Raw genomic sequence first — 21,265 nt, 5'->3', positions numbered from 1 at the left:
TATATGGCAAAAATGACAATATGATTATGCGCACGAACGTTCCGAAGGAGAGTGGCAAGCATGGCAAACAGGCAAAAAACGAAGCTGCTGGGAGCAAACCATTTTCGCCAGGGTATGAGCATATTTGTGAACCGGATGGAAGAAGGGTTTATTTTAGGCTATCATGAGCACGATTTTATCGAAATTACGTATGTCTCCTATGGAAAAGGGTACCATCACATCAACGGTCAAGTCATCCCCGTCTCCAAAGGCGACGTATTCATCGTTCCGGTAGGCGTCCCTCACGTCTTCCGCCCGTATTCGGCCAAACGCGATCAAAAGCTCGTCGTCTACAACTGTTTGTTCACGGAAGCGATGCTCGCGGACATCGCCCGGCTGCTCCCGGAGTTCGACCTTGTTGCGCGGATTCAGCACCATTCGCGGGCGGACAGCGAGCATCTCGCTTTCCACGACCGCCAATTGACGATGGAAACTTTGTTTCACCGTATGTATGAGGAGCATTCGACGAGCCGGCAGGGCTCTTCCGCCATTTTGTACGCGCTGCTGATCGAGCTTTTGGTCGAGTTCTCCCGCCATATGCTGCATGCGAACCCGGCTGAGATGGAGCAGGACGACCCAATCGGTCACGCCGTCGAATATATCCGCAGCCATGCCGAAGAAGATTTGACGATTCGCGCGGTCGCCGATATGTGTCGGCTGAGCGAAAGGCACTTCTTCCGGCTGTTCAAAGCCCGCGTGGGGCAGCCTTTTCACGAATATTTGCAGCAATGCCGGATACGCATGAGCTGCGAGCTGCTGCAGTGCACGCGGCACAAAATCGATACGATCGCCGGGATGGTCGGATACCGGGACACGCAGTCCTTTTACCGGGTTTTCAAACGGATCGTCGGCATGACGCCGGGGGACTACCGAAAACAGGGAGCATAAGCTCAAATTGAACGCGAATCATCCGGCAGCGGAACTTTCGTCGGTCGGCAGCATAACGGCTATTCGCAGGCCCGTACTCACAAGCCGCCCTGCTGCAGGCGTTCCAACGCGGCCCGATCGGTGACGATCATATTTTTGTTGTCTGCTATGAGGATGCGTTCCTTTTTTAATTTGTTAAGAAACCGGTTCACCGTCTCCCGGGTCGTGCCGACCATTTTGGCCATGTCCGAGTTCGTAATTTTCAACGTGACCTGGACGCCGCCGTCCGACGGCTCGCCGTAACTGTCAACCAGCCTCAACAGCAGCGCGGACAGGCGAAGGTTGATGTCGTTGCTGCTGAGCTCCTGCAGCTTTGCCTGCAATTCCCTGATTTTGCGGCCCATCTCCCGCATGACTTTGATCGCGATTCCGGGATTGTTCAGCATGATCTTCTCAAAAGCCTGGAGGGGAATGATGCACAGCTCGGAGTCAAACACGACCTCAGCGGTGCCCGGATACGGATTTTTTTCAAAAAAACCGGCATGGGGGAACATGTCCCCTTCTTTCAGGAAAGCCATAATGTACTCGTTGCCCTGGGCATCGATTTTGTAAATTTTGACGATCCCGCGGTTGATGAAATAGACCGAATGCCGCTCTTCTCCCTCCATGAACACGTGGGATTTGCTTTGGAACGTTCGCAATATGGAAATGTCCGCAATTTTTTGCAGCTCGGAAGCGTCAAAATCGCTAAAAAATAATATTTTGCTTATCGTATCGAATAGCTGCATCTGTCAGCCCCCCGGATTATTGGAAAAATTTTAAACGGCAGCGTTCCGTTTTGGCGAAAAGCCTGCGATTGTGCAGGAATTATAAAGCGGGGCCGAGCCGGCGCATTGGCGGAAAAAGCCGCAATCAGCGGGAATGCTTTCGCTGCAAGCGCATTGACGCGTACCGTGCACAACTCTCAGCACATGGTGCTGCACTGCATGATGGTGGTCAATCGACCACATGACACGCAACAAGAGGCCTTTTCGAGGCTGCCCAGAAACCCACACCCCGGAGTCGGTCGCGCATCTGCCTAATTACGCGAAGTAGCCTGCAAAAGTCAGAATGTTGAAAAACTCGTATGCTAGGAGGCAGCGCATATTCGACAACGCACGGAAAACCTGCAAAAGTGCAGGTTTTTCCTCGTTGGCAAGCCAGCAGCGAAAAATTCCTGCAATTGTGCAGGCTTTTCGCCGCGAACATGGGCTTAGGTTCATTTTCATCGAAAATTCCTGCACTTTCGCAGGCTTTTCTCCAAAATGAACCATTTTCACAAAAAAAGCCTGCACTTTTGCAGGTTTTCTCCCTGCCAAGCCGTCTTGCCGCCAATTCAGACTCTATAACCCATCGGGAGAGGCGTGAAATGTTCACTGGTTTTCTCGCTTCCATTGCCGGAAATGCGTGAACCCGGGCAGGCGGCTACCCAACAGGTCGACCGACCGCCGCCATGCAGCGCAGCGCTAGCACCGCGCGCCGCGCGCCGCATGTGGTAGCACCGGCTGGCTGCGCGCGGTGCGAAAAGCCGCCCGCATCTTGCTTTGCCGGCGGCTTCGCCCGTTACTCCGGCTTCGCCGTCACAGCACGCTTTGTGCCCGGCATCCGCAAGGTCAGCAGCAGCATCAGCAGGCCGATTGCCGCGCACACCCAAGCCATGCTGTGCAGATGCCCGGTCGTAATATTTTTGCCGAACAGCGCGGCGAGCAGGCTCGATGACAAAATCGTACCCATGAAGCGCGAAGTCATGAAAAGCCCTGAGGCGATGCCGGTCTCCTCCTTGGAGACGAAGTCATACAGCGCCATCTGCATGCCCAAATTGTTAAAGCCGTTGCTGATGCCGAGAACAGACAGGGCAAGGAAAGTCATGACCGCGCTCGTCTGGTCCTTGATCAAAAGCAGCGACAGTCCGCCCAGTACGACCGCGGAAGTGCCGAGCAGCAGCGAAGGCTTCGAGCCGCTCCGGTCGATCCAGCGGCCGGCAAGCGGCGTGATGAAAACGCTGAACCCGGCTATCGAGAGCATGATGACGCCTGTCTGCTGCGTATCCATATGCTGTACCTGCTGCAGGTAGGAAGGGATGCCGAACATAACCGAATAAAAAACGATGTTCGTCAAAATAAACTGCACATAGACGAGCGTCACCTTCGGATTTTTCCGCAAAAAAGCGACATCGATGAACGGCCGGCTTTTGCCCAGTTCGAACCGGTAAAAAAAGATCGTGAGCAGAGCGCTGACCGCCAGCTTCCACAAGCTGAACCCTTCCTCGAAGGACAGGAAAAACAGCAGCCACATGAAAATCGTGAGCGAAAACAACGCCACGCCCGCCCAGTCCATATCGGAAGCGCTGCCGGTCCGTTTCGGATCGCGGGGGAACATTTTCCACGCCAGAATGAAAGAGCCCGCAATAAACGGGAAATTGAACAGGAAAATGAGCGGCCAATCCCCGTAGTGGACGAGGAATCCTCCGAGCGACGGGCCGAAGGCAGCCGACGTGCTGGAAAAGACGGACAAGATGCCCAGCGCCTTGGCCTGATTGGACGTAATTTGATCGCGGATCATCCCCATGCCTGCGGGATACAAGGCTGAACTGCCGATAGCCTGGATGATCCGAAAGCCGATCAGCCAACCAAAGCTCGGCGAAAGCGGAGCCAGGCAGGACGATAGCGTCACAAGAAGAAGCCCCAGCATGAACACCCGCTTGCGGCCGAACAGATCGCTCCATTTGCCCATGACGGGCTGGGCGATGGCGCTGGCGAGATAGTAAGTGGATATCAGCCACGACAAGTCGGCAAAATTCAGCCGAAATTCTTCCTGCAGCCGGGTTAGCGCAACCGATATCATGGAAGTATTGAGCGGATTGAGCAGCGTGCCGAGAGCTACGGCAGTAATGAGAAGCATTTCGGTTCTTTTTGTGCGGGTCGGTTCGGACGCCAAAGACGTCACCTCATTTTTGCTTTTATCATTTCATTGTATCAGTCCTTCCGTTTTTACGCACGCTATAGCGCCATAATACCCCTGCTGTCGGATTCGTTGAGCGCGAGTCTTATTAAGTGTATACTAGGGATTACTGATAATAGAGTTTGGGGAGTGATTTTTTTTGCAAATTAAACTGGATGATTTAACCGGAAATAAAGTGATTGCATTAATCAGGGAACATCTCCAAAGCATGACGCTTCATTCCCCGCCGGAAAGTATACACGCCTTAGATCTTGATAAATTGAAAAAACCGGAAATTACATTCTGGAGCGCATGGGAACAAGACGAATTGCTCGGTTGCGGGGCGCTTAAGGAGCTTGACGGTCAGCATGGAGAAATCAAATCCATGCGAACTGCGTTAGCGCATACGAGGAAAGGCGTTGCAAGGCGTGTCATGGAACATATCATTGAGGAAGCCAAGCGGCGCGGCTATCGGCGGTTAAGCTTGGAAACGGGCTCGATGGAGGCTTTCGAACCGGCCAGAAAACTATATGAAAGCTTCGGGTTTCAATATTGCAAGCCGTTCGCGGACTACATAGAGGACCCGAATAGCGTATTTATGACAAAAGAGTTCTAAATTTATAATGAATCAAGACCGCCTTCCATGGGGCGGTTTTCTTGTCGCGAAGTGTAAGGGCCCCAGTTAGGAGTCTGTCCGGCGGAGCTGCTGAACTCACCGGACAGACTTCTAACTGCTGCTGTCGGCAAAAAAATCGACGCGTGCCATCACATCGGCAATCGTAAATTGACGAAGATATTCGATCGTGTGCCGCTCCGCTTCAGATAACATTTTTTCAAGCACGATGTCGAGCTGTTTGCCGGCTTCGCCGCAGTCGACATTTTCTTCGGCTTCCGTACATTCCGATTTTACAGCTACGTAAACATCGGCGAGCGTAATTTGGTTGGACGGTTTGCCGAGCATGTAGCCGCCATCGCGGCCTTCTCTCGCTTCCACGATTCCCGCCTGCACCAAAGTCTGCAGCACCCGCCGCAAAAATGTAGCATGCGAATTCACCTGGCCAGCTATGCTTGAGCTCGACAATACCCCTCCGCTTTGAGTCAGCCAGACCAACGCATGAATAGCGACCCCGAAACGAGGAGGTCCGATCGATAAACCCCGACCCATCGTCAGCCACCCCTTTATCTATTATGACTTCACAAAAAGCGAGCGTTTGCTTCATTATAACACGGCGAACTTCGAGGAAAAAGCAAGCGCCGCGAACAGCCTGCGGCGCTTTTGTGAACAACTTTTATGATATTAGAACCGCTCAGCAAGCTTCGCAGTTTCGGCCAGACCGGCTGACACGATTTCGGCGGTACGATCTTGGAATTGGTTATGGCCTTCGATGATAACGTCTTCCGTTTGAACGCCCCACAGTCCGAGCGAGCCTTTAACAAAGCGCATCGCAGCTTCGACGGAAGCCATCGGCTCGCTGGAATATACGCCGCCTCTGGCGTGCAGCAAAACTGCTTTTTTGCCGGTCACCAGGCCGACCGGACCTTGAGCGGTATATTTGAATGTTTTGCCTGCTTGCGTAAGGTAGGAAATGTATGTAATTAATGGCGCTGGAACCGTAAAGTTCCACAGAGGGAAAGCGATCGCGATTTTATCGGCTTCCAGGAATTGATCCAGATACTGGTTTACAGTAGCGGCGAGTTTTTGCTCTTCGGCAGTAAGCTCCCAGCCTTGGCCCTGCTTGTACATCGCAGTGATTGCAGCATTGCCGTAGTAAGGAAGTTCGGCGCTGAAAAGGTCCAGCTCCGTAACAACATCCTCCGGATGGGACTCTTTATAGGCTTTGGCGAATGCTTCGTACATTTGTACGCTGATTGCCTGCTCGGCCGGACGATCGTTTGCTTTAATCAATAAAACTTTTGCCATTGATAATTCCTCCAACTAATAAATTTTGGTCGAACCTTTACTGAGCTTTAACAAAGCACAGTAATTTTTAAAAAAAGTTGCAGTCAATACGATTAACTGCAATACCTATAAGCACATTATATCGGTTCCGTGCATGATTTTCAACTGCTGATTGTAGGCCATTCATTCCGCCGCCTCCGCGCGAACCTGATAATGCTCCAGACTGATCGTGCGGCCATTCGTAATTTCTACACCCTCGGCATGCAACAGAAAAGCTTGCAGCTGAGAAGATTCATCATCCAAAATGCTTATTTCCCCTTTTGAATTGATGACTCTATGCCAGGGAAGCCGGTATTTTTTGCTCATCGAATGAAGGATCCGCACGACCTGCCTTGCGCCTCTCGGGCTGCCAGCCAGCGCCGCGATTTGCCCGTATGTCATTACCCGGCCTTCCGGTATGCCCCTGATAATCGAAATTACTTTCTCGGTGAAAACAGTCATCTCGTTCCCTCGCGTTTTGGTTATTACTACCATTATTTCACCAAAAGCGTTCCATTTCAAGAAAAGCCCGGCAAGCCGGGCCGCTTCGGGCAGCCAGGGCTGTCGAACCGTTCGCCGACAGCCGCACTTCATTTGCGGGCAGTGTCCAATCTTAAGGTTGCGGACACAGCAAAAACGGCTGACCCCCCGGGCAGATCAAACTGCCCCAAGAGTCAACCGCTTTTCAAGTTGCGGGCCTGCATTATTTCGGCTTGTCGGCCGTTTGCAAATGAAACAGCTTGCCGACCGCCTCTTGCAGCCGATCCTTTTGGATCGGCTTGACGACGAAGTCGCTTGCGCCGCTGCGAATCGCGTCCAGCACCATTTGACGCTGCCCCATGGCCGAGCACATAATGACTTTCGCTTCGGCATCGATTTTCTTGATTCGCTTCAGCGCTTCTATTCCGTCCATTTCCGGCATTGTAATATCCATCGTCACCAGATCGGGCCTGAATCTGCTGTACATCTCAACCGCTTCCTTGCCGTTACCGGCTTCGGCTATAACCTTAAAACCCATTGACTCCAACAATGAACACATCATCATCCGCATAAACGCTGTATCGTCCGTCACCAGTACGTTCACTTGATGTCCCTCCTTGTTTGATGCTCTATTCCATATTACCTGCGGCATTTGAACAATTACTAAACAATTGGCGGTTCCGCGATGAAGGAATAGCGTATGTTTTGTCGAAATTACAGAGTATTATGACGAAAACGAAAATAGTTTATTTAACGGCGATTTTTTTCCTGATGATTACGGGAATCCGCATCGTTTGGTACTCGCTCGACGCTGCGCCCGCTTACCCCCGCGCCATCCAGGGGCAGTTGGATTTAAGAAATTGGGATTTCAACGCGAAGGGGCTTTTGACGCTGGACGGCGAATGGGAGTTTTACCCGGGCACGTGGCTGATAGGCAATTTTGCGAGTATGCCGGCGTCCGCTGCGGAGAAAAGCTTTCTTCAAGTTCCCGGCAATTGGAAGCCGGCCCTGTCCCCGAAGCCTGATTCGGCTCTCGGCTTTGGCACGTATCATTTGCGCATTCTGATCGATGGAGACGGCAGGCAAAAATTCGGCATCCGCGTTCAAAACGTTCCGGCCTCGTCCGAGCTGTTCGTGGACGGCCGACTTCTCGGACAATCGGGCCGTCCGGCGCCTGATGCCGGGCAGTATGAGGGGCGCAACGTCCCGTATACCGCTTTTTTCACTACCGATTCGAATCAGATCGACATCGTCATTCAAGCGGCTAACTTTGACAACAAGCAGCAGGGAGGCATTATCCGCTCCGTCAAATTCGGAACGGAACAAGCGGTCAGCGGCAAACAGCGGTTCACCGAAAGCATGCAGTTGATGGATTGCGTTATCTTTTTGATGCATCTCGTATACGCTTCTATTCTTTATCTGATCGGCATTCGCCCGAAAATTTTGCTTCCATTTTCGCTGCTCATCGTTAGCGCGATTCTTATGGTGCTGGTTGACGACGATAAAATGCTGCTCATATGGGTGCCGCTCAACTACGACTGGGGCGCCAGGCTGCTGCATCTGGCTTTTTTCGGAATTGCTGTGTCCCTCCTGCAGATGACCAAGGAGCTGCTGCCCAGATACTCGTCGGTCAAAGCTATTAATTGGTACTCGGCGCTGTGCGCTGCGGTCGCCCTGGTTATTTTGCTGATCCCCACGCACTACACGTCGCACGTAAACAGTTTGTTTTCCTTCTTGATTTTACCTGTTTTTCTGGGTCTGCCTGTGCTCATGCTGCGCTCTGCGATGAAAGGCGACAATGAAGCCATTTATTTGTTTTTCGGCGTGACCGCTCTGATGACAAACTCCATATGGGGTGTAATCAAAAGTTCGTTCTGGACGGGTTTGAATTTTTACCCCTTGGATCTGATCGTTATCATGTTCGCTTTTGCCGCGTTCTGGTTTAAACGTTATTTTCGCAATGCCGTTCAAATGGAAGAGTTCGCCCGCAAGCTTCAGCAAGCAGACAAGCAAAAAGACGACTTTCTGGCCAACACATCGCACGAACTGCGCAATCCGCTCCACGGAATTCTCAATATCGCTCAGGCGACTCTTGACAACGGGAAAAAACCGCTGGACCCCGGCAGCGCCAAAAATCTGGAGCTGCTTATTACGATCGGAAAACGCATGTCATTTACGCTGAACGACTTGCTGGATTTAACGCGGCTCAAGGAGAACAGCATCCGTCTGCAGATGCAAAGCTTATCGGTTCAGCCGGTAGTTTCGGGCGTTCTGGACATGCTTCGCTTTATGACCGAAGATAAGCCTATCCGGCTGCACAATCATATCCCGGAACGATTTCCTCTCGTAGCCGCCGATGAAAACCGGCTCATTCAAATTTTGTTCAACCTGCTGCATAACGCGGTCAAATATACGCAAGAAGGGACCGTTACGATTCAAGCTTACGTGCAGGACGGCAAAGCGCATATTGTGATTGCGGATACGGGCATAGGTATGGATGAGGAGACGCGGCAGCGGATATTTCAGCCCTATGAGCAGGGCGATTCCAGCATAACCGCGATCGGGGGCGGCATCGGTCTCGGTCTAAACATCGCCAAGCAGTTGACAGAGCTGCATGGAGGGATGCTGCAGGTCAAGTCCGCACCGGGACAAGGCTCGGCGTTCACTTTGTCGCTCCGGCTTGCCGATTCATCGGCGCAGCGGCATACCGCAACCGTTTCCCCTATCGTCTATGAGGCAAAAGAATTGGCAGCGGCTTCCGGTTTGCCTGCTGCGAACTTTGCGGCGGATGCCGGGAGCACTCGGGACAGGATGAAAATATTAATCGTAGACGACGATCCTGTTAATTTGAATATTTTGGTAAATGCCCTTTCTTATGAGCATTACAACACTCAGGCAGCCTCAAGCGGCAAAGAGGCGCTGTCCCTGCTTGCTTCCCGCAGCTGCGACCTGGTCATTGCCGACGTCATGATGCCGCAAATGTCGGGGTATGAACTGACCCGCACGATACGCGATCGCTTCTCGATGTCCGAGCTTCCTATTCTGCTGCTGACGGCCCGCAGCCGTCCTGAGGACATCGAAGCCGGGTTTCTTGCGGGAGCTAACGATTATGTGACCAAGCCGGTCGATATGAAAGAGCTCCGAGCCCGGGTTCGGGCGTTGACCGGATTGAAACAATCCGTCCGGCAAGGGCTCCGCATGGAAGCTGCGTGGCTTCAGGCGCAAATTCAACCGCACTTTTTGTTCAATGTGCTCAATGCCATATCCGCGCTCAGCGAGATTGATACGGCCAGAATGCGCGGCGTGCTCGAAGCGTTCGGCAGCTATTTGCAGGCGAGCTTCGATTTCCAAAATGCCGAGCAGCTTGTTCCGCTTGAGCACGAGCTGAATCTCGTCCGTTCTTATCTGTTTATCGAAAAGGAACGCTTCGAAGAACGGCTGCAGATCGTTTGGGAAGTGGACGAACAGCTCGAACTGCTGATCCCTCCTCTTTCCATCCAGCCTCTGGTAGAAAACGCCGTAAAGCACGGCATATTAAATCGTTCGTGGGGAGGCACGGTGCTCATCCGAATCGCCGACCGCGGCGATCATGCCGAAATTGCTGTCGTGGACAACGGCGTGGGCATCAACGCGGAAACGCTGCAGCGGATATTGGATCGGCGCCCCGAATCGGGCATCGGCCTTCGCAATACGGACCGGCGGTTGAAGCAAATTTACGGCAGAGGGCTGCACATCCAAAGCTCCGGCGATCGCGGAACGACGGTTGCCTTTCAAGCGGCGAAACAAGCGGAAGCGCGATATTGATCTTTCCGCATACAAAATGGACTGGACGCCTGTGCAGGCATCCAGCCCTTTCTTTTTATATCAAGCACAACGGGTGCTTTCATGGCAATTACTGTTTCCATTGCTCGTACCACTCGGAAATGTAAGCCTGGGGAGCAATTCCCAACTCTTCCCCAAGCAGTGTACACAACTTCTGATACTGCTCCTCCACCGCGCTCCTGTCGCCTATTTCCGCATAGAGCACCATCAAAGCATGGTAAGCCTCCTCGTAATAAGGCTGGCGTGTCTGGATGCGGTGATAGACCGACATAGCCTCCATCCGCAGGCCCTGATGAACGTAATACTCCGCCAATTGCTGCGCTTCATTCAGCCACAGCATGCGCAAGCGCTGCCGTTCATTCTCCGCCCACAAATAATCGTAATCTCCCAGATAATCCCCCCGGTAGGCGTCCAACACACGTTGATGCTCGGCAAGATTGCCCGCTTCGATCGGCGCAAGCGCCGCCAGACTCCGCTCCCATTCGGCGGCATCCACGCTCACCGCGTCCGCTTCGATCATATACGCGTCTTCCATGCTGATGGTTTGGATTGGTATTTCGATCGCTTCCTTTTTTAAACATTGGCGGATTTGATAAATGGTCGTATACAAATGAGCCATCGCTTTCTTCTCGTCAAAATTAGGCCATAGCATCTCGTTGAGAACGCTTTTGCGCACCAATTGTCCCCTATGATGAACCAGGTAAGCGAATACCTCCTGCGCTTTGGCGGTGCGCCATTTGACAGGATTAAGCTTCTCTCCGGAAAGATCGATTTGGAACGTTTGAAAGCAGCGAATCACAAAAGATTTCGGAACCGAAACGAGCGGCTTCAAATGTTCCCTGCGCTTCGCCAAACGCTGGACGGTCGCCTTCAGCCGGTCGCTTTTGATCATCGGCTTCATCACATAGTCCACCGCGTTCAATTCAAAAGCCTGCAAAGCATATTCGTCAAAAGCCGTAACGAACACAATGTCCAAATCCGGACAGGCGTTCTGCAGCATTTCCGCCAGCTCCAGCCCTGATATTTCCGGCATGTGAATGTCCAAAAAAGCTACGTCAGGCTGTAATCTCGCCGCCATCCGCAGCGCCTTTTCCGGGTCCAGAAAAGTGTCCACAGCTTCTATTTCCGCTTGTTCCTTGAGCATTTTTTCCAGTTGAATCAGTGCAAGCCGCTCGTCGTCAATGGCTATAGCTCTCACAAATTTCACCGTCCTGTTGTTTCATCACACCACGTATATACAAAATCCCGACGCAGCATGACTTAAGGCCGTCGAGACTGACTTTGCCGCAGCAAATTGCGTACCGAATCGATGTTATAAAATAAGCTGTATATGGCAATCTTCCTACATTATAGCATTCCTTTTCAGTTTGAAGCCATATTGACGATGGTCAAATGCGAAAAACAGCCTGCCGGAACGATTCCGACAGGCTGTTAATTGGGATAAAATTACGCTGCGTTATTTCTTCAGCAATCTTTTTCTCAGGAGGAACCCAAGAAGGATCAAGACGAGGCCGGCCGCTTCAACGTACCGTTGGCTCGTTTCCCCTGTTTTCGGAAGCGTCGCTACCGGTCCCGGTTTCCCTTTGCTCGGAGAATTGCCGAGCGGAACTTCCTGAACGTCGATGTCGATCAAAACTTCCTTCTCATTTCCGTCCTTGTCTTTGACAAGAATAGTCAACGTATCTTTTCCGATATATCCAGGGTTCGGAGTATACGTCCAATGACCGTCCGGATCTATCGTTGACGTACCGTTCTTCGGCGGCTTGCCGATGGACGGAATGCCTCCGAGCGGCACGTCTACATCACCTTCAATCGGTGTGTCCTGGTCCGTCGTTTTTTGATCGCCCGCAGGCGTCGGAGCCGGTGACACCGAAGGTGCCGGCGTTGCTGACGGCGACGGTGCTACGCTTGGCGCCGGAGATGTCGACGGCGCTGGCGTCGCGCTTGGCGTCGGCGATGTTGACGGCGACGGACTCGCGCTCGGCGAAGCCGACGGTGTCGGTGACGGGCTCGCGCTTGGCGAAGCCGACGGTGTCGGCGATGGCGTCGGCGTTGACGACGATCCGCCGGATGATCCGCCGGACGATGGTGTCGGCGACGGCGTCGCGCTTGGCGTTGCCGATGGTGTCGGCGACGGTGTCGTCGTTGGCGTTGCCGATGGCGTCGGCGACGGTGTCGTCGTTGGCGTTGCCGTCGGTGTCGGCGACGGTGTCGTCGTTGGCGTTGCCGTCGGTGTCGGCGACGGTGTCGTGACTGGCGGTGTCGGCGTCGGCGTTACCGTTGGTGTAGGCGTCGGTCCCGCCACTTTAGCGTTCGTTAGGTTCAAAGTAAAGCCAGCCGTCGAACTGATCGTTATAGGATGGTCGCTCGAATCGAGCACGTATCCCGACGGAGCTGCGGTTTCTTTGATAACGTAGCTTCCTGCCAGCAGCTTCTTGAATTCGGCCGTACCTGTCGAATCCGTTGTCAGAGTGCTGATCAATGACCGGGATGTACCGGATATCCGGTACAAGTCAAAAGTTGCTCCGCTTAGCACAACAGTGCTATTGGCTGCGTCGACCTTTTTCACGGTTAACGTGCCTCTGACGCCGCTGCCTGTACCCGATCCGCTTGAGACACCGACTATGATGTCTTTGGTTGTGTCTTTGGTCACTACGCTCACATTGTTGCCGCTAAAGCTGACTTTATTCGAGACCGTATCCTGATCATTGGCAACAATCAATGATTGATATTCAAGAATGTAAGCCGTATTAATCTCGTGCAGGAAGTTCAACTCGAAAGTTTGCTTGCCGTTATTGTCTGTAAGAATGCTGAGCGTATAATCCGTGCCCTTGGTCAACTCGGCTCCCTTGGACACATCTCCGTTCGCAGCAATTGTCGTTGCAAACAGATGGAACGTGTTCGGCAGCAGCAGTTGGTTATCGGTCGGCGTATCGACGATTTTCGCATCCGCTACCGTAGATTGACCGCGGTTAATGTTGATCGTCCAATTAATTTTATCTCCGTTCTGCACGCCGTTCTTGTTGACGTACTCGCCGCCCTTCGGAATGTTGACGGAGGCCGTCAAATTGTTGGACACAGGGTTGGTTCCATCAAACAATTTGGCCGTATTGCTCACTGTATTGTTGATAAGCTCGCCCTCAAGGGTTGTTTTAAAAACAATAAAGTACGGGGCCGAAATGGCTTGCGTGAATGTAACGACCAGCTTGTTATCGCTGCCTACCGTATAATTGTAGTAAGTATTGTCGACTACTGTACCTTGAGCTGCATTGCCGTTTGCCGGGATCGTCATGTTGTAGACGACAAGAGAACCCGCAACCAGCTTCTGCTGCGATTCCAAAAGATCCTCGACTACAGCTCCGTTCAGCGTTTTGCCGTTATAGTTTACCCCTACCGTCCACGTTAGCTGTTTCGTTGAAGCGTTGTAGGTCCCATACTTGAACCCGTTGTTCTTCACTTCGTTCCTTGGAACAAAAGTTGCAGACACCGTTTTCGTATGGGTATTTGAATCCGCGTCCGTCCAGTCAATTGTCGCATTGTTGATGAAATCGGTCGTGCTTCCGGCCGGACTGATCCAGTCGTTGTTGAACTCGGTCACGTAGCTGATCGAGACAGGACCTGAAAGCGGATTGACGAAAGTCACTTTAAAGCCCTGATCGGATGCCACAGTACCGTCGAGCGTGTAATCGGTTGTTTCCGCCAGCGTAACGGTTCCCTGCTTGATTACCAACGAACCCGGTACGAGGTGAAGCCCTTTATTCGGAAATGTATCCGTTACAACTACGCCGCTCATCGGCTCGTTATCGCCGTTAATCGCGATGTTCCATGCTACCGTTTTGGCTTGGTAGTTTGCCGCTCCGACGTTCTTGATAAGAACTAACTGGTTAATCCCGCGCGTAGCCGTCTTGCTGTCTCCGCCTCCGGAAGTCACCTTGTTCGTAATTGTAGCATCGGTGATAACGCGATCGTTAGCCTTCGTTTGATAGGTAACTTTATAGGCCGAATTAATCGCGCTGTTGAACGCTAGGGTGAATCCGTTTTTGCCTGCAGCGGATGCGGCAGTCACTGTGTACTGAGCGGCAGGCACTTCGCTGCCCAGCAATTCTGCTCCTGTCGAATCCAGTGTAACCGGATATACATGAATGGAGCCCGCCACAAGATCCTGCGTATTGTCGAACAGGTCTGTCAAGAAAGCCGATGCCTGTGCAATCGTTTTTTCGTTGTAATTGTACTTGATTGCCCAGTCAATGGTCTGCGTACTTGAGCTGTAGCCCGTCGACGATTTGTCCAATGCGGTTCCATGCTGTACAGTTACGGTTGCCGAAGCGTTAACCGGAGCTTTGTTGCTGCCTTGAAACGTTGCCGTGTTTACGAACGACGTTGCGTCAACATCGGTAACCGGCGTCGTAAACTGGATACGGTATGCCGAGTCAATCGGGTTGTCTGTGAAGTTGACTGTCAGCGTATTGCCCGTATTGTTCACTGTGTACTTGCTAGGGTCAATCAGTGCTCCCTGGACAACACTGCCATCCAGGTTAACGCCCAGATCGTACACGGCCACCGTAACCGGAACCGAGAGCCCCGCAGGAATCGGGTCGGTTACAACCGCGTTCTGTACGGAATCGAGCGTCTTGTTCACGTCGATGGTCCAGTCGATGTTTTTGGCGTTAAAGCCTTGCGGCACGCCGCTTTTCCCGATTGTCGAAGTGATGTTCGGCTTGAATTTCAGCGTAAAGACTTGTTCGCCGCTTTTGATCGGAATTTTAATAATTTGCGTAGTGCTGCCTGTAACTCTTTGCTTATCGAATTGCGTGTTGAGTGCAAGGATGCCTCGTACGTTATCATGAGTCTCTATGTAGTTATTAAAGGTCATAACGGCTGCATGAGTATCTTTGTTCACGCTAAACGTTCCCACTTCTTCGTTGTCTATTAATAGCGGACTAGGACCGATATTATTGAAAAGCAGAAACTCTTGCGGTAACGTGAACGTAAATGTATCCCCGCTGTGGTAACCATGACCATTGGGGAGCGACCATGTGTAATCTAACTGTACTTTGGAACCTTGCTCGTACACGTTGCCCGTCACCACTTGACCGGCGCTGTCGTATACGGCTAACGACACGCTATCGATAATATTGCTTGAAATCGTCGCAGCGCTCGCTTGATTTAAAAAGCCCGCTCCGGAAATGCTCTGCATAAAAATCAAAAGTGCAATCAGCAGAGCACTTGTTTTTTTCTTCAACATTGTCTTTCAATTCCTCCATTCCCGGTTCAACCTCGCTGAAGTCAATTTCATAATTTCAATCGCTGCGCTCTATTTCTCTATATATTCCGGTCCGCAGCAACTGAAATAGCCGGATCGCGAAATTTCTCCGACCTTCATGATCCAAACCGATCAAGGGAATTGAAGTATGAAATTGACTCCGTTGCTTTGCTTCACGCTTTGTCGGCCGAATTGAAGCCTTTTCCCGCTTCTGCCTCCGGCGCCTGCTTCACTCCCTCCCGGTCGGATTAACTTTTCTTTCTTTTTTCTTTTTTCTCTCTGTAAAAAACAAGTCACATTTTGTATTCTAAAACTTAATACTGAACATAAACTGAACAAACAGCCGCAACAAAAAAAGAACCCGCACTCAGGTTCGAATGCAAGTTCCTTCATCTATTGTATTTCCCGCTCTCGGAGCGGAACTTCGCTTTTAATACATTTTGGTGATCGTATAGTTTGCAGCATCTTTCAGCATCGGCGTGTCTTGTCCGCCTTGTACCCGAGCCGAGTCGTACGTCGTATCGATCGTAACCCATTCGCCCGTATCTTTCAGGAAAACTTGATTCCATGCATGATAAGTTTCCGGCGCTTCAGCCGAATAACCCATAACCAGACGGGTCGGAATGCCTACGCTTCTTGCCATGGCCGCAAAAGTAGATGCATAATCATAGCAAATTCCCTTCGATGCGTCATAAATTTCATCCAAATTCGGGATGTAACCGCCCTCGACGGTTTGCGCTTTATCGTTATCATATGTAATATTTGCCGTAATATAGGCATAAATAGCGGCAATTTTGTCCTTGTCCGTCTCGGCTTTGGCCGTCAGTTCCTTGGCCTTCACAACCGCTTTGGTATCTTTGTTCCAATCGATGAGCGGAATGGATTGCAAAAACACTGCATTTTCGTCGTCCATCTTCAAATCGACCGTTTCTTGCGCGACTACTTTATATTTGTTGCCGCCTGTCGACTCCGCAACGAGAACAGTGTAACTGCCGTTGCCTAATTGCAGAGGATACTGGGCGCCTTCAGCCAGGTTATAATCAAATTTGACGTTCCCTTTGGAAATCCGGACGAGGGCTTTCGTATTTTTCGCATTCGCGTAGTTGACTGTAACGACTCCTTTGTTCAGAAGGCTTTTGTCTACTGCCGCTTGAGCGGAAGCTGCGTAAGTCCCTTTCGGTGCAAGGATCAGAAGAAGTGCAACGACCATCATGGATACAAAGGTTTTTTTGAACATAAAAAACTCTCCTTTCGGTAACTGGCTGCCAACTTAGCGCTTGCTAAGGAAGGCCCTTTAGTTTTGCGTCTCTAGCTTTCGCTAGATTTGCCTTTATCGGTGGAAAGCACCGAAATCTTATTTTTTTAATAGAGCGATTATATCATAGACTTGTCCGTTTAACTAGTCTTAGTTTCTATTAATTTTCCTTTGACTGCGATGCGGTGCGTCGGGTTTTCCATCGGATGGCATGTAATCAGCGTAATCTCGCTGTCTTTGCCGTTCCCGTTCAACACCCAGACATCCTCCGGGAGAACGTACTGTTTGCTTTCGACTTTGTACACGAACTGTTTGCTGCCTGTGTCCACTTCGACCAAATCTCCTACGTCCACTTCGTCCAGCCTATTGAAATTTTTGCCGTAAGTAAGGTTCCTGTGGCCGGCAATGGCATAATTCCCCACTTCGCCCGCTTTGCCTGTATGGGCAATGCTCGCAAGGGACAGCTTCAGATTGCCCGGCGTCGCATCCGTTAATATCGGCAGCTTCAAATTAATCTTGTCGATGATTAAAACGCCCTCGATATTTTTCAGCTCCATCGCTGCCGGCATCGCTGTCGGCTCCGCGCTCAAAGGGATTACCGGCGGCATCTCTGCGGATGTCCCGGCCGAAGAAGGAGCGCTGACCGCCGCCGCATCCGTCTCGGGGGCCGGTTCATCGATATGGCGCAAATTTTCCTGCCATTGCCGCAAAATTTTTTGCTGCTGATAGCTCTCATAGCGATCGCTGACCGTCGGGTAAAGAAAAACGATGATGCCGAGGACGATGCATGCCAGGGAAACGATTTTTCTTATCATGCGGGTTTCCTGCCTTTGTTTAGCGCGATTTCATATCTATTGGGCATTATACCTCTTTCTCCTGGCAAAATCCATCACATCGCTTGACGAACCGCGCTTCCCGCTCTCGAAATCCGCACGGCCATAACTGCGGCAAGCAGGCAGACGAATCCCGCGCCGATGAAGGCAATGGTATAAGTCCCCATCCAGTCCCGCATCAATCCGGCGCCATATGCCGCTGCCGATGCGCCTAACTGGTGAGCGACGACTACCCAGCCAAAAATCATCCCGGCCTTTTCTTTGCCGAACTCTTTCGAAGCCAACTTCACGGTCGGAGGGACCGTCGCAATCCAATCAAGCCCGTAAAAGACCGAGAAAATCAAGAGCGACATCGGACTTGAATCAAGCGCATACGGCAAAAAGAGCAGGGAAAGACCGCGCAGCCCGTAATACCAAAAGAGGAGCCAGCGGCTGTCGAAGCGGTCCGACAACCATCCCGAAAGCGTTGTGCCGATCAGGTCGAACAGCCCCATCAGAGCCAGCAGCCCTGCGGCCATCACCTCCGGAATGCCGTGATCCCCGCAAGCCGGAATGAGATGCGTGCCGATCAGCCCGTTTGTGGAGAAGCCGCAAAAGAAGAACGTCCCCGCAAGCAGCCAAAAAGTTTTGCTGCTCATTGCCGACCGAAGCGTACGCAGCGGCGTAAGAAAAATGCTTCCTTGGAACGCATCCGGTTTGACGATCTCTTCCGAACCGTAGGCAGCGGCCCCTACGTCGTAAGGATGGTTCCGCATCCAGACCGCTACGACAACGAGCACGGCCACAACGACCGCCACTGCCGTATAAATCGAATACCTCCAACCGGCTTCCACCGTTATTTTGGCCAGTAAAGGCAGGAACAGCAGTTGGCCTGTAGCCGCGCTGGCCGTGAGCATTCCGACGACAAGCCCTCTCCGTTTGGCGAACCATTGATTGGAGACCGTCACACCAAGCACGTTGGCCATCATCCCCGTACCGAGCCCCGCTACAAATCCCCAAATGAGCTCGAATTGCCACAAATATTTCATATACGGCGTAATGGAAAGGCTTATGGCCAATACCGCCAGCGATATTACCATCATTCTCCGAATGCCGAACTTTGCCAGCAAAGCCGCCGAAAAAGGGCCTACGATGCCATACAAAAATATGCCGATCGATACGACTCCGGATATGCTGCCGCGATTCCAGCCGAACTCTTTTTCGAACGGAAGCATGAAAATGCTCGGCATGGAGCGGATTCCCGCCGACACGAGCAAAGTAACAAAGGTGATGAGCACAACCACCCATCCATAATAAAGCTTCGACGATCCCACGCTTCGGTTCACTCGCTGGTCACTCCTTTTTTCGTTGTACAACCAAAACACTAAAAAAATCGAAATGCTTACTTTTCCAATTGCTCGCTCGTCGCTTCAAGGTTTTTGGACAATTGATCCGAAGCTTCCGCACCCAAAATGGCTTCATATTTGAGGCGCAAATTTTTCGAGGCTTGACGAATGTCGCCTTCCAGCTCTTTTCCCTTGCTTGTCGGATATACGAGCACGGTTTTCCCCTGTACCTTGCGCTCGACCAAACGTCTGGCTTCCAGCTTGTCGATAAATCTTGTAAGCGTGGAGGGCGTTATATAGAGCTTTTCGGCCAATTCTTTTTGGGAAATTCCGGGAGTACCGATGACGAGTCGGATCAAAAATCCGTACATGGGACTAAGTCCGGTCGATGCGAATTCTTCTTCGGCCATTCTCGTAATGGCACGGCTTAAACGGTTCGTGGTGAAAAATAAACAATTGTGCAGAAATCCTTCATCCATTGAAACGGCGCCCCTTTCCGAACCGCGCGCAGCTCCCAGCGCGTTTTTTATTTTGTATGTACAACGAATATAAAACTTCCCGCTGCGATTGTCAATGCAAAAAAAGATGGAAGCGCCGTTCGCGAAAAAGTCGCGGCACTCTATGAGGGCTAGGGAAACACAAGTGTAGCTAATTTGGAGGACAGCCGCTTTTTCTGGGCGCACGCCTTTCCCGGTGTAGGTCGTGGAACTGCACAACTGGGCAGTAAGCAGCTTGCTAGGGAAAAAACCTGCGAAAGTGCAGGTTTTCCCTCCGAAATTAGCTTATTTTGGCGAAAAACCTGCAAAAGTGCAGGAATTTTCGCTGAAAGTGAGTATGAGCCTATATGTTTGGTGAAAAGCCTGCATTTTTGCAGGAATTCTTCGTGGCCAGCGAACAAGGACGCAAATTCATGTATTTTTGCAGGTTTTCTTCGTACAGCCAGGCAGATTATGGCTATCTCCTCTACCGTGGGGGTGTTCAACAGCCTAAGAATTGCAGGAATATCGCTCCTCAAACGCATCCACGGGCAAAAAGATGCACTTTTTGCAGGTTTTCTGCGCGAAGCACTGCTCAAAGATGCGTAGGCTCTCGCTCCCGGCTTGTTGCCGCTTCGCGGGCCGCCTGGCCGCTTGGCCGACTCTCACTCCCGGCTTGTTGCCGCTTCGCAGGCCGCTTGGCCGGCTTCGGCGGCTTCCGGCGCTTGCGGTTGCCCCGCCGGGGGATCCGGCCGGACATCCGTCAGAAAATGCGGTGCTTCCATCCGTTCAGTTTGGAAATCGCTTCCACATAGTAATAATCGCCGTAAATAAGCGAAACATCGATAAAGGAAGTGCCGCTTCCGGTGGCGTGGAGCAAAATCGCTTCATGCTCGGGCCGATCCCATGTCGCATAGTTCTCGGTCAGCGAACGCAGTATCCGCTCTGCCGCTCCGGCATAGAGCCGCTTCTCCCCCGCAGGCACAAAATCCGCCAAGTCCAGCAGCACCGATGCGGCGATCGATGCGGCGGAGCTGTCCCGCGACATGCCTTCCAGCGACTCCAGGCGGAAATCCCAGTACGGCACGTGATCTTCAGGAAGCGCCGCGATAAAATAATGCGCGATCCGTTTCGCCGTATCGAGGAAGCGCTCGTCGCCGGTGTGCCGGTACGTGTTGGCAAAACCGTACAGCCCCCACGCCGTACCGCGGCTCCACGACGATTCCGCCGACAAGCCCTGGCCGCCGAAATTTTCGATGTAGGCGCCGGTTTCGGGACCGAACGAGAGGATGTGCCTGGTCGATCCGTCTTCCCGGACACCGTGCCGCATAGTAGTCTCGGCGTGCCGGATGGCGATATGCTTGTATCGGGGATCGCCGGTTGCCTTATGCGCCCAGAACAGCAGCGAAATGTTCAGCATGCAATCGATAATGACCCAGCCGGGAACCGGTCTGTGCTCAGGCCCGCCGTTCCAGGCGCGGATAAAGTTGCCGGCAGGGTTAAAGCGCGCGGCCAAAAAATTCGCCGCCTCCAGACCCCGCCGGAATCCGTCGGCATCGCCTGTCAGCGTATGCTTGATGACGGCCGTCGGCAGAAATTGAAAGCCTACGTCGTGATGAAGCTCTTCCGTCGGCTTCACGAACCATTGTTCCCGCTCGCCGTCCCATCGCCAGGCGGCTTCCTTGTAGATGTCCTTGCCGGTCATGTCATGCATGATCCACAGGATGCCCGGCCAAAAACCGGTCGTCCACCAATCGGAACCGATGTCGTCGAATTTGCCGTCTTCTTCGGCAAAATGCGGGCATTTATCGCCCATTTGAGCGATGGTCCGGGTTATTTTTTGATCGAGCTTTTCCATGATACCCTGCCAATAATTCGTGTTCATTTTGAATACCTCCAGCAATTTTTATCCATTATACTCCTCCGTATCGCCCAAAAGTTATGATACAATGTAAGAAAATGTTGATATTTTGTCATTTTGGGGGCC

The 21,265-nt window shown here is 52.0% G+C and carries 18 protein-coding genes and 1 riboswitch; of the genes, 4 read left to right on the top strand and 14 right to left on the bottom strand.

Going from position 1 to position 21,265, the window contains the following annotated elements; genetic code table 11:
• Positions 1–60 precede the first annotated feature (60 nt).
• Entirely contained in the window at positions 61–927 is an 867-nt protein-coding gene (locus tag AC0LWT_RS04345; protein WP_474679989.1) for a helix-turn-helix domain-containing protein, read from the top strand.
• A gap of 77 nt (positions 928–1,004) precedes the next feature.
• On the opposite strand, the gene AC0LWT_RS04340 is transcribed toward AC0LWT_RS04345, so the two are convergent.
• From AC0LWT_RS04340 to AC0LWT_RS04330, 3 genes are all read right to left on the bottom strand, one after another.
• A complete protein-coding gene (locus tag AC0LWT_RS04340; protein WP_474679988.1) occupies positions 1,005–1,694 on the bottom strand; it encodes a Crp/Fnr family transcriptional regulator in 690 nt (229 codons plus the stop codon).
• Between the two features lie 294 nt (positions 1,695–1,988).
• Positions 1,989–2,264: a hypothetical protein gene (locus tag AC0LWT_RS04335; protein WP_474679987.1), complete on the bottom strand. Its 276-nt coding sequence runs from the start codon at positions 2,262–2,264 to the stop codon at positions 1,989–1,991.
• A 244-nt stretch (positions 2,265–2,508) separates the two neighbouring features.
• The gene (locus AC0LWT_RS04330; RefSeq protein ID WP_474679986.1) at positions 2,509–3,891 is read right to left on the bottom strand and encodes an MFS transporter; all 1,383 of its coding nucleotides are present in this window, start codon (positions 3,889–3,891) and stop codon (positions 2,509–2,511) included.
• A gap of 154 nt (positions 3,892–4,045) precedes the next feature.
• On the opposite strand from AC0LWT_RS04330, the gene AC0LWT_RS04325 reads away from it, so the two are divergent.
• A complete protein-coding gene (locus AC0LWT_RS04325; protein WP_474679985.1) occupies positions 4,046–4,501 on the top strand; it encodes a GNAT family N-acetyltransferase in 456 nt (151 codons plus the stop codon).
• Between the two features lie 111 nt (positions 4,502–4,612).
• Here the strand turns inward: AC0LWT_RS04325 and AC0LWT_RS04320 are convergent, their stop codons facing one another.
• From AC0LWT_RS04320 to AC0LWT_RS04305, 4 genes are all read right to left on the bottom strand, one after another.
• On the bottom strand, positions 4,613–5,050 hold the full coding sequence (locus tag AC0LWT_RS04320; RefSeq protein ID WP_474679984.1) for an RrF2 family transcriptional regulator: 438 nt from the start codon (positions 5,048–5,050) through the stop codon (positions 4,613–4,615).
• Between the two features lie 132 nt (positions 5,051–5,182).
• Positions 5,183–5,821, bottom strand: coding sequence for an FMN-dependent NADH-azoreductase (locus AC0LWT_RS04315; RefSeq protein ID WP_474679983.1), 639 nt, complete (start codon positions 5,819–5,821; stop codon positions 5,183–5,185).
• Between the two features lie 147 nt (positions 5,822–5,968).
• Complete coding sequence (locus AC0LWT_RS04310; protein ID WP_474679982.1) at positions 5,969–6,286, bottom strand: MGMT family protein; 318 nt, start codon at positions 6,284–6,286, stop codon at positions 5,969–5,971.
• Positions 6,287–6,527: 241 nt separating this feature from the next.
• Positions 6,528–6,908: a response regulator gene (locus AC0LWT_RS04305; protein ID WP_474679981.1), complete on the bottom strand. Its 381-nt coding sequence runs from the start codon at positions 6,906–6,908 to the stop codon at positions 6,528–6,530.
• A 101-nt stretch (positions 6,909–7,009) separates the two neighbouring features.
• On the opposite strand from AC0LWT_RS04305, the gene AC0LWT_RS04300 reads away from it, so the two are divergent.
• A complete protein-coding gene (locus tag AC0LWT_RS04300) occupies positions 7,010–10,108 on the top strand; it encodes an ATP-binding protein (RefSeq protein WP_474679980.1) in 3,099 nt (1,032 codons plus the stop codon).
• 88 nt (positions 10,109–10,196) lie between these two features.
• Here the strand turns inward: AC0LWT_RS04300 and AC0LWT_RS04295 are convergent, their stop codons facing one another.
• The 6 genes from AC0LWT_RS04295 to AC0LWT_RS04270 form a co-directional block, all read right to left on the bottom strand.
• Positions 10,197–11,324 (bottom strand): response regulator, encoded by a 1,128-nt coding sequence (locus AC0LWT_RS04295; RefSeq protein WP_474679979.1) that lies wholly within the window; start codon positions 11,322–11,324, stop codon positions 10,197–10,199.
• Between the two features lie 258 nt (positions 11,325–11,582).
• Complete coding sequence (locus AC0LWT_RS04290) at positions 11,583–15,371, bottom strand: collagen binding domain-containing protein (RefSeq protein WP_474679978.1); 3,789 nt, start codon at positions 15,369–15,371, stop codon at positions 11,583–11,585.
• A 448-nt stretch (positions 15,372–15,819) separates the two neighbouring features.
• On the bottom strand, positions 15,820–16,626 hold the full coding sequence (locus tag AC0LWT_RS04285) for a transglutaminase-like domain-containing protein (RefSeq protein ID WP_474679977.1): 807 nt from the start codon (positions 16,624–16,626) through the stop codon (positions 15,820–15,822).
• Between the two features lie 13 nt (positions 16,627–16,639).
• Positions 16,640–16,728, bottom strand: a riboswitch (cyclic di-GMP riboswitch).
• A gap of 56 nt (positions 16,729–16,784) precedes the next feature.
• The gene (locus AC0LWT_RS04280) at positions 16,785–17,459 is read right to left on the bottom strand and encodes a class D sortase (protein ID WP_474679976.1); all 675 of its coding nucleotides are present in this window, start codon (positions 17,457–17,459) and stop codon (positions 16,785–16,787) included.
• A 74-nt stretch (positions 17,460–17,533) separates the two neighbouring features.
• Positions 17,534–18,802 carry an MFS transporter gene (locus AC0LWT_RS04275; protein ID WP_474679975.1) on the bottom strand — a complete coding sequence of 423 codons (1,269 nt, stop codon included), beginning with the start codon at positions 18,800–18,802 and terminating at the stop codon, positions 17,534–17,536.
• A gap of 56 nt (positions 18,803–18,858) precedes the next feature.
• On the bottom strand, positions 18,859–19,281 hold the full coding sequence (locus AC0LWT_RS04270) for a MarR family winged helix-turn-helix transcriptional regulator (protein ID WP_474679974.1): 423 nt from the start codon (positions 19,279–19,281) through the stop codon (positions 18,859–18,861).
• Positions 19,282–19,455: 174 nt separating this feature from the next.
• On the opposite strand from AC0LWT_RS04270, the gene AC0LWT_RS04265 reads away from it, so the two are divergent.
• Positions 19,456–19,887, top strand: coding sequence for a hypothetical protein (locus AC0LWT_RS04265; RefSeq protein WP_474679973.1), 432 nt, complete (start codon positions 19,456–19,458; stop codon positions 19,885–19,887).
• A gap of 154 nt (positions 19,888–20,041) precedes the next feature.
• Here the strand turns inward: AC0LWT_RS04265 and AC0LWT_RS04260 are convergent, their stop codons facing one another.
• Positions 20,042–21,163 (bottom strand): glycoside hydrolase family 88 protein, encoded by a 1,122-nt coding sequence (locus AC0LWT_RS04260; RefSeq protein WP_474679972.1) that lies wholly within the window; start codon positions 21,161–21,163, stop codon positions 20,042–20,044.
• Positions 21,164–21,265: the final 102 nt, after the last annotated feature.

The sequence above is a fragment of the Paenibacillus sp. sgz302164 genome, assembly GCF_056120505.1.
This window is presented reverse-complemented; position numbering and strand designations above follow the sequence as displayed.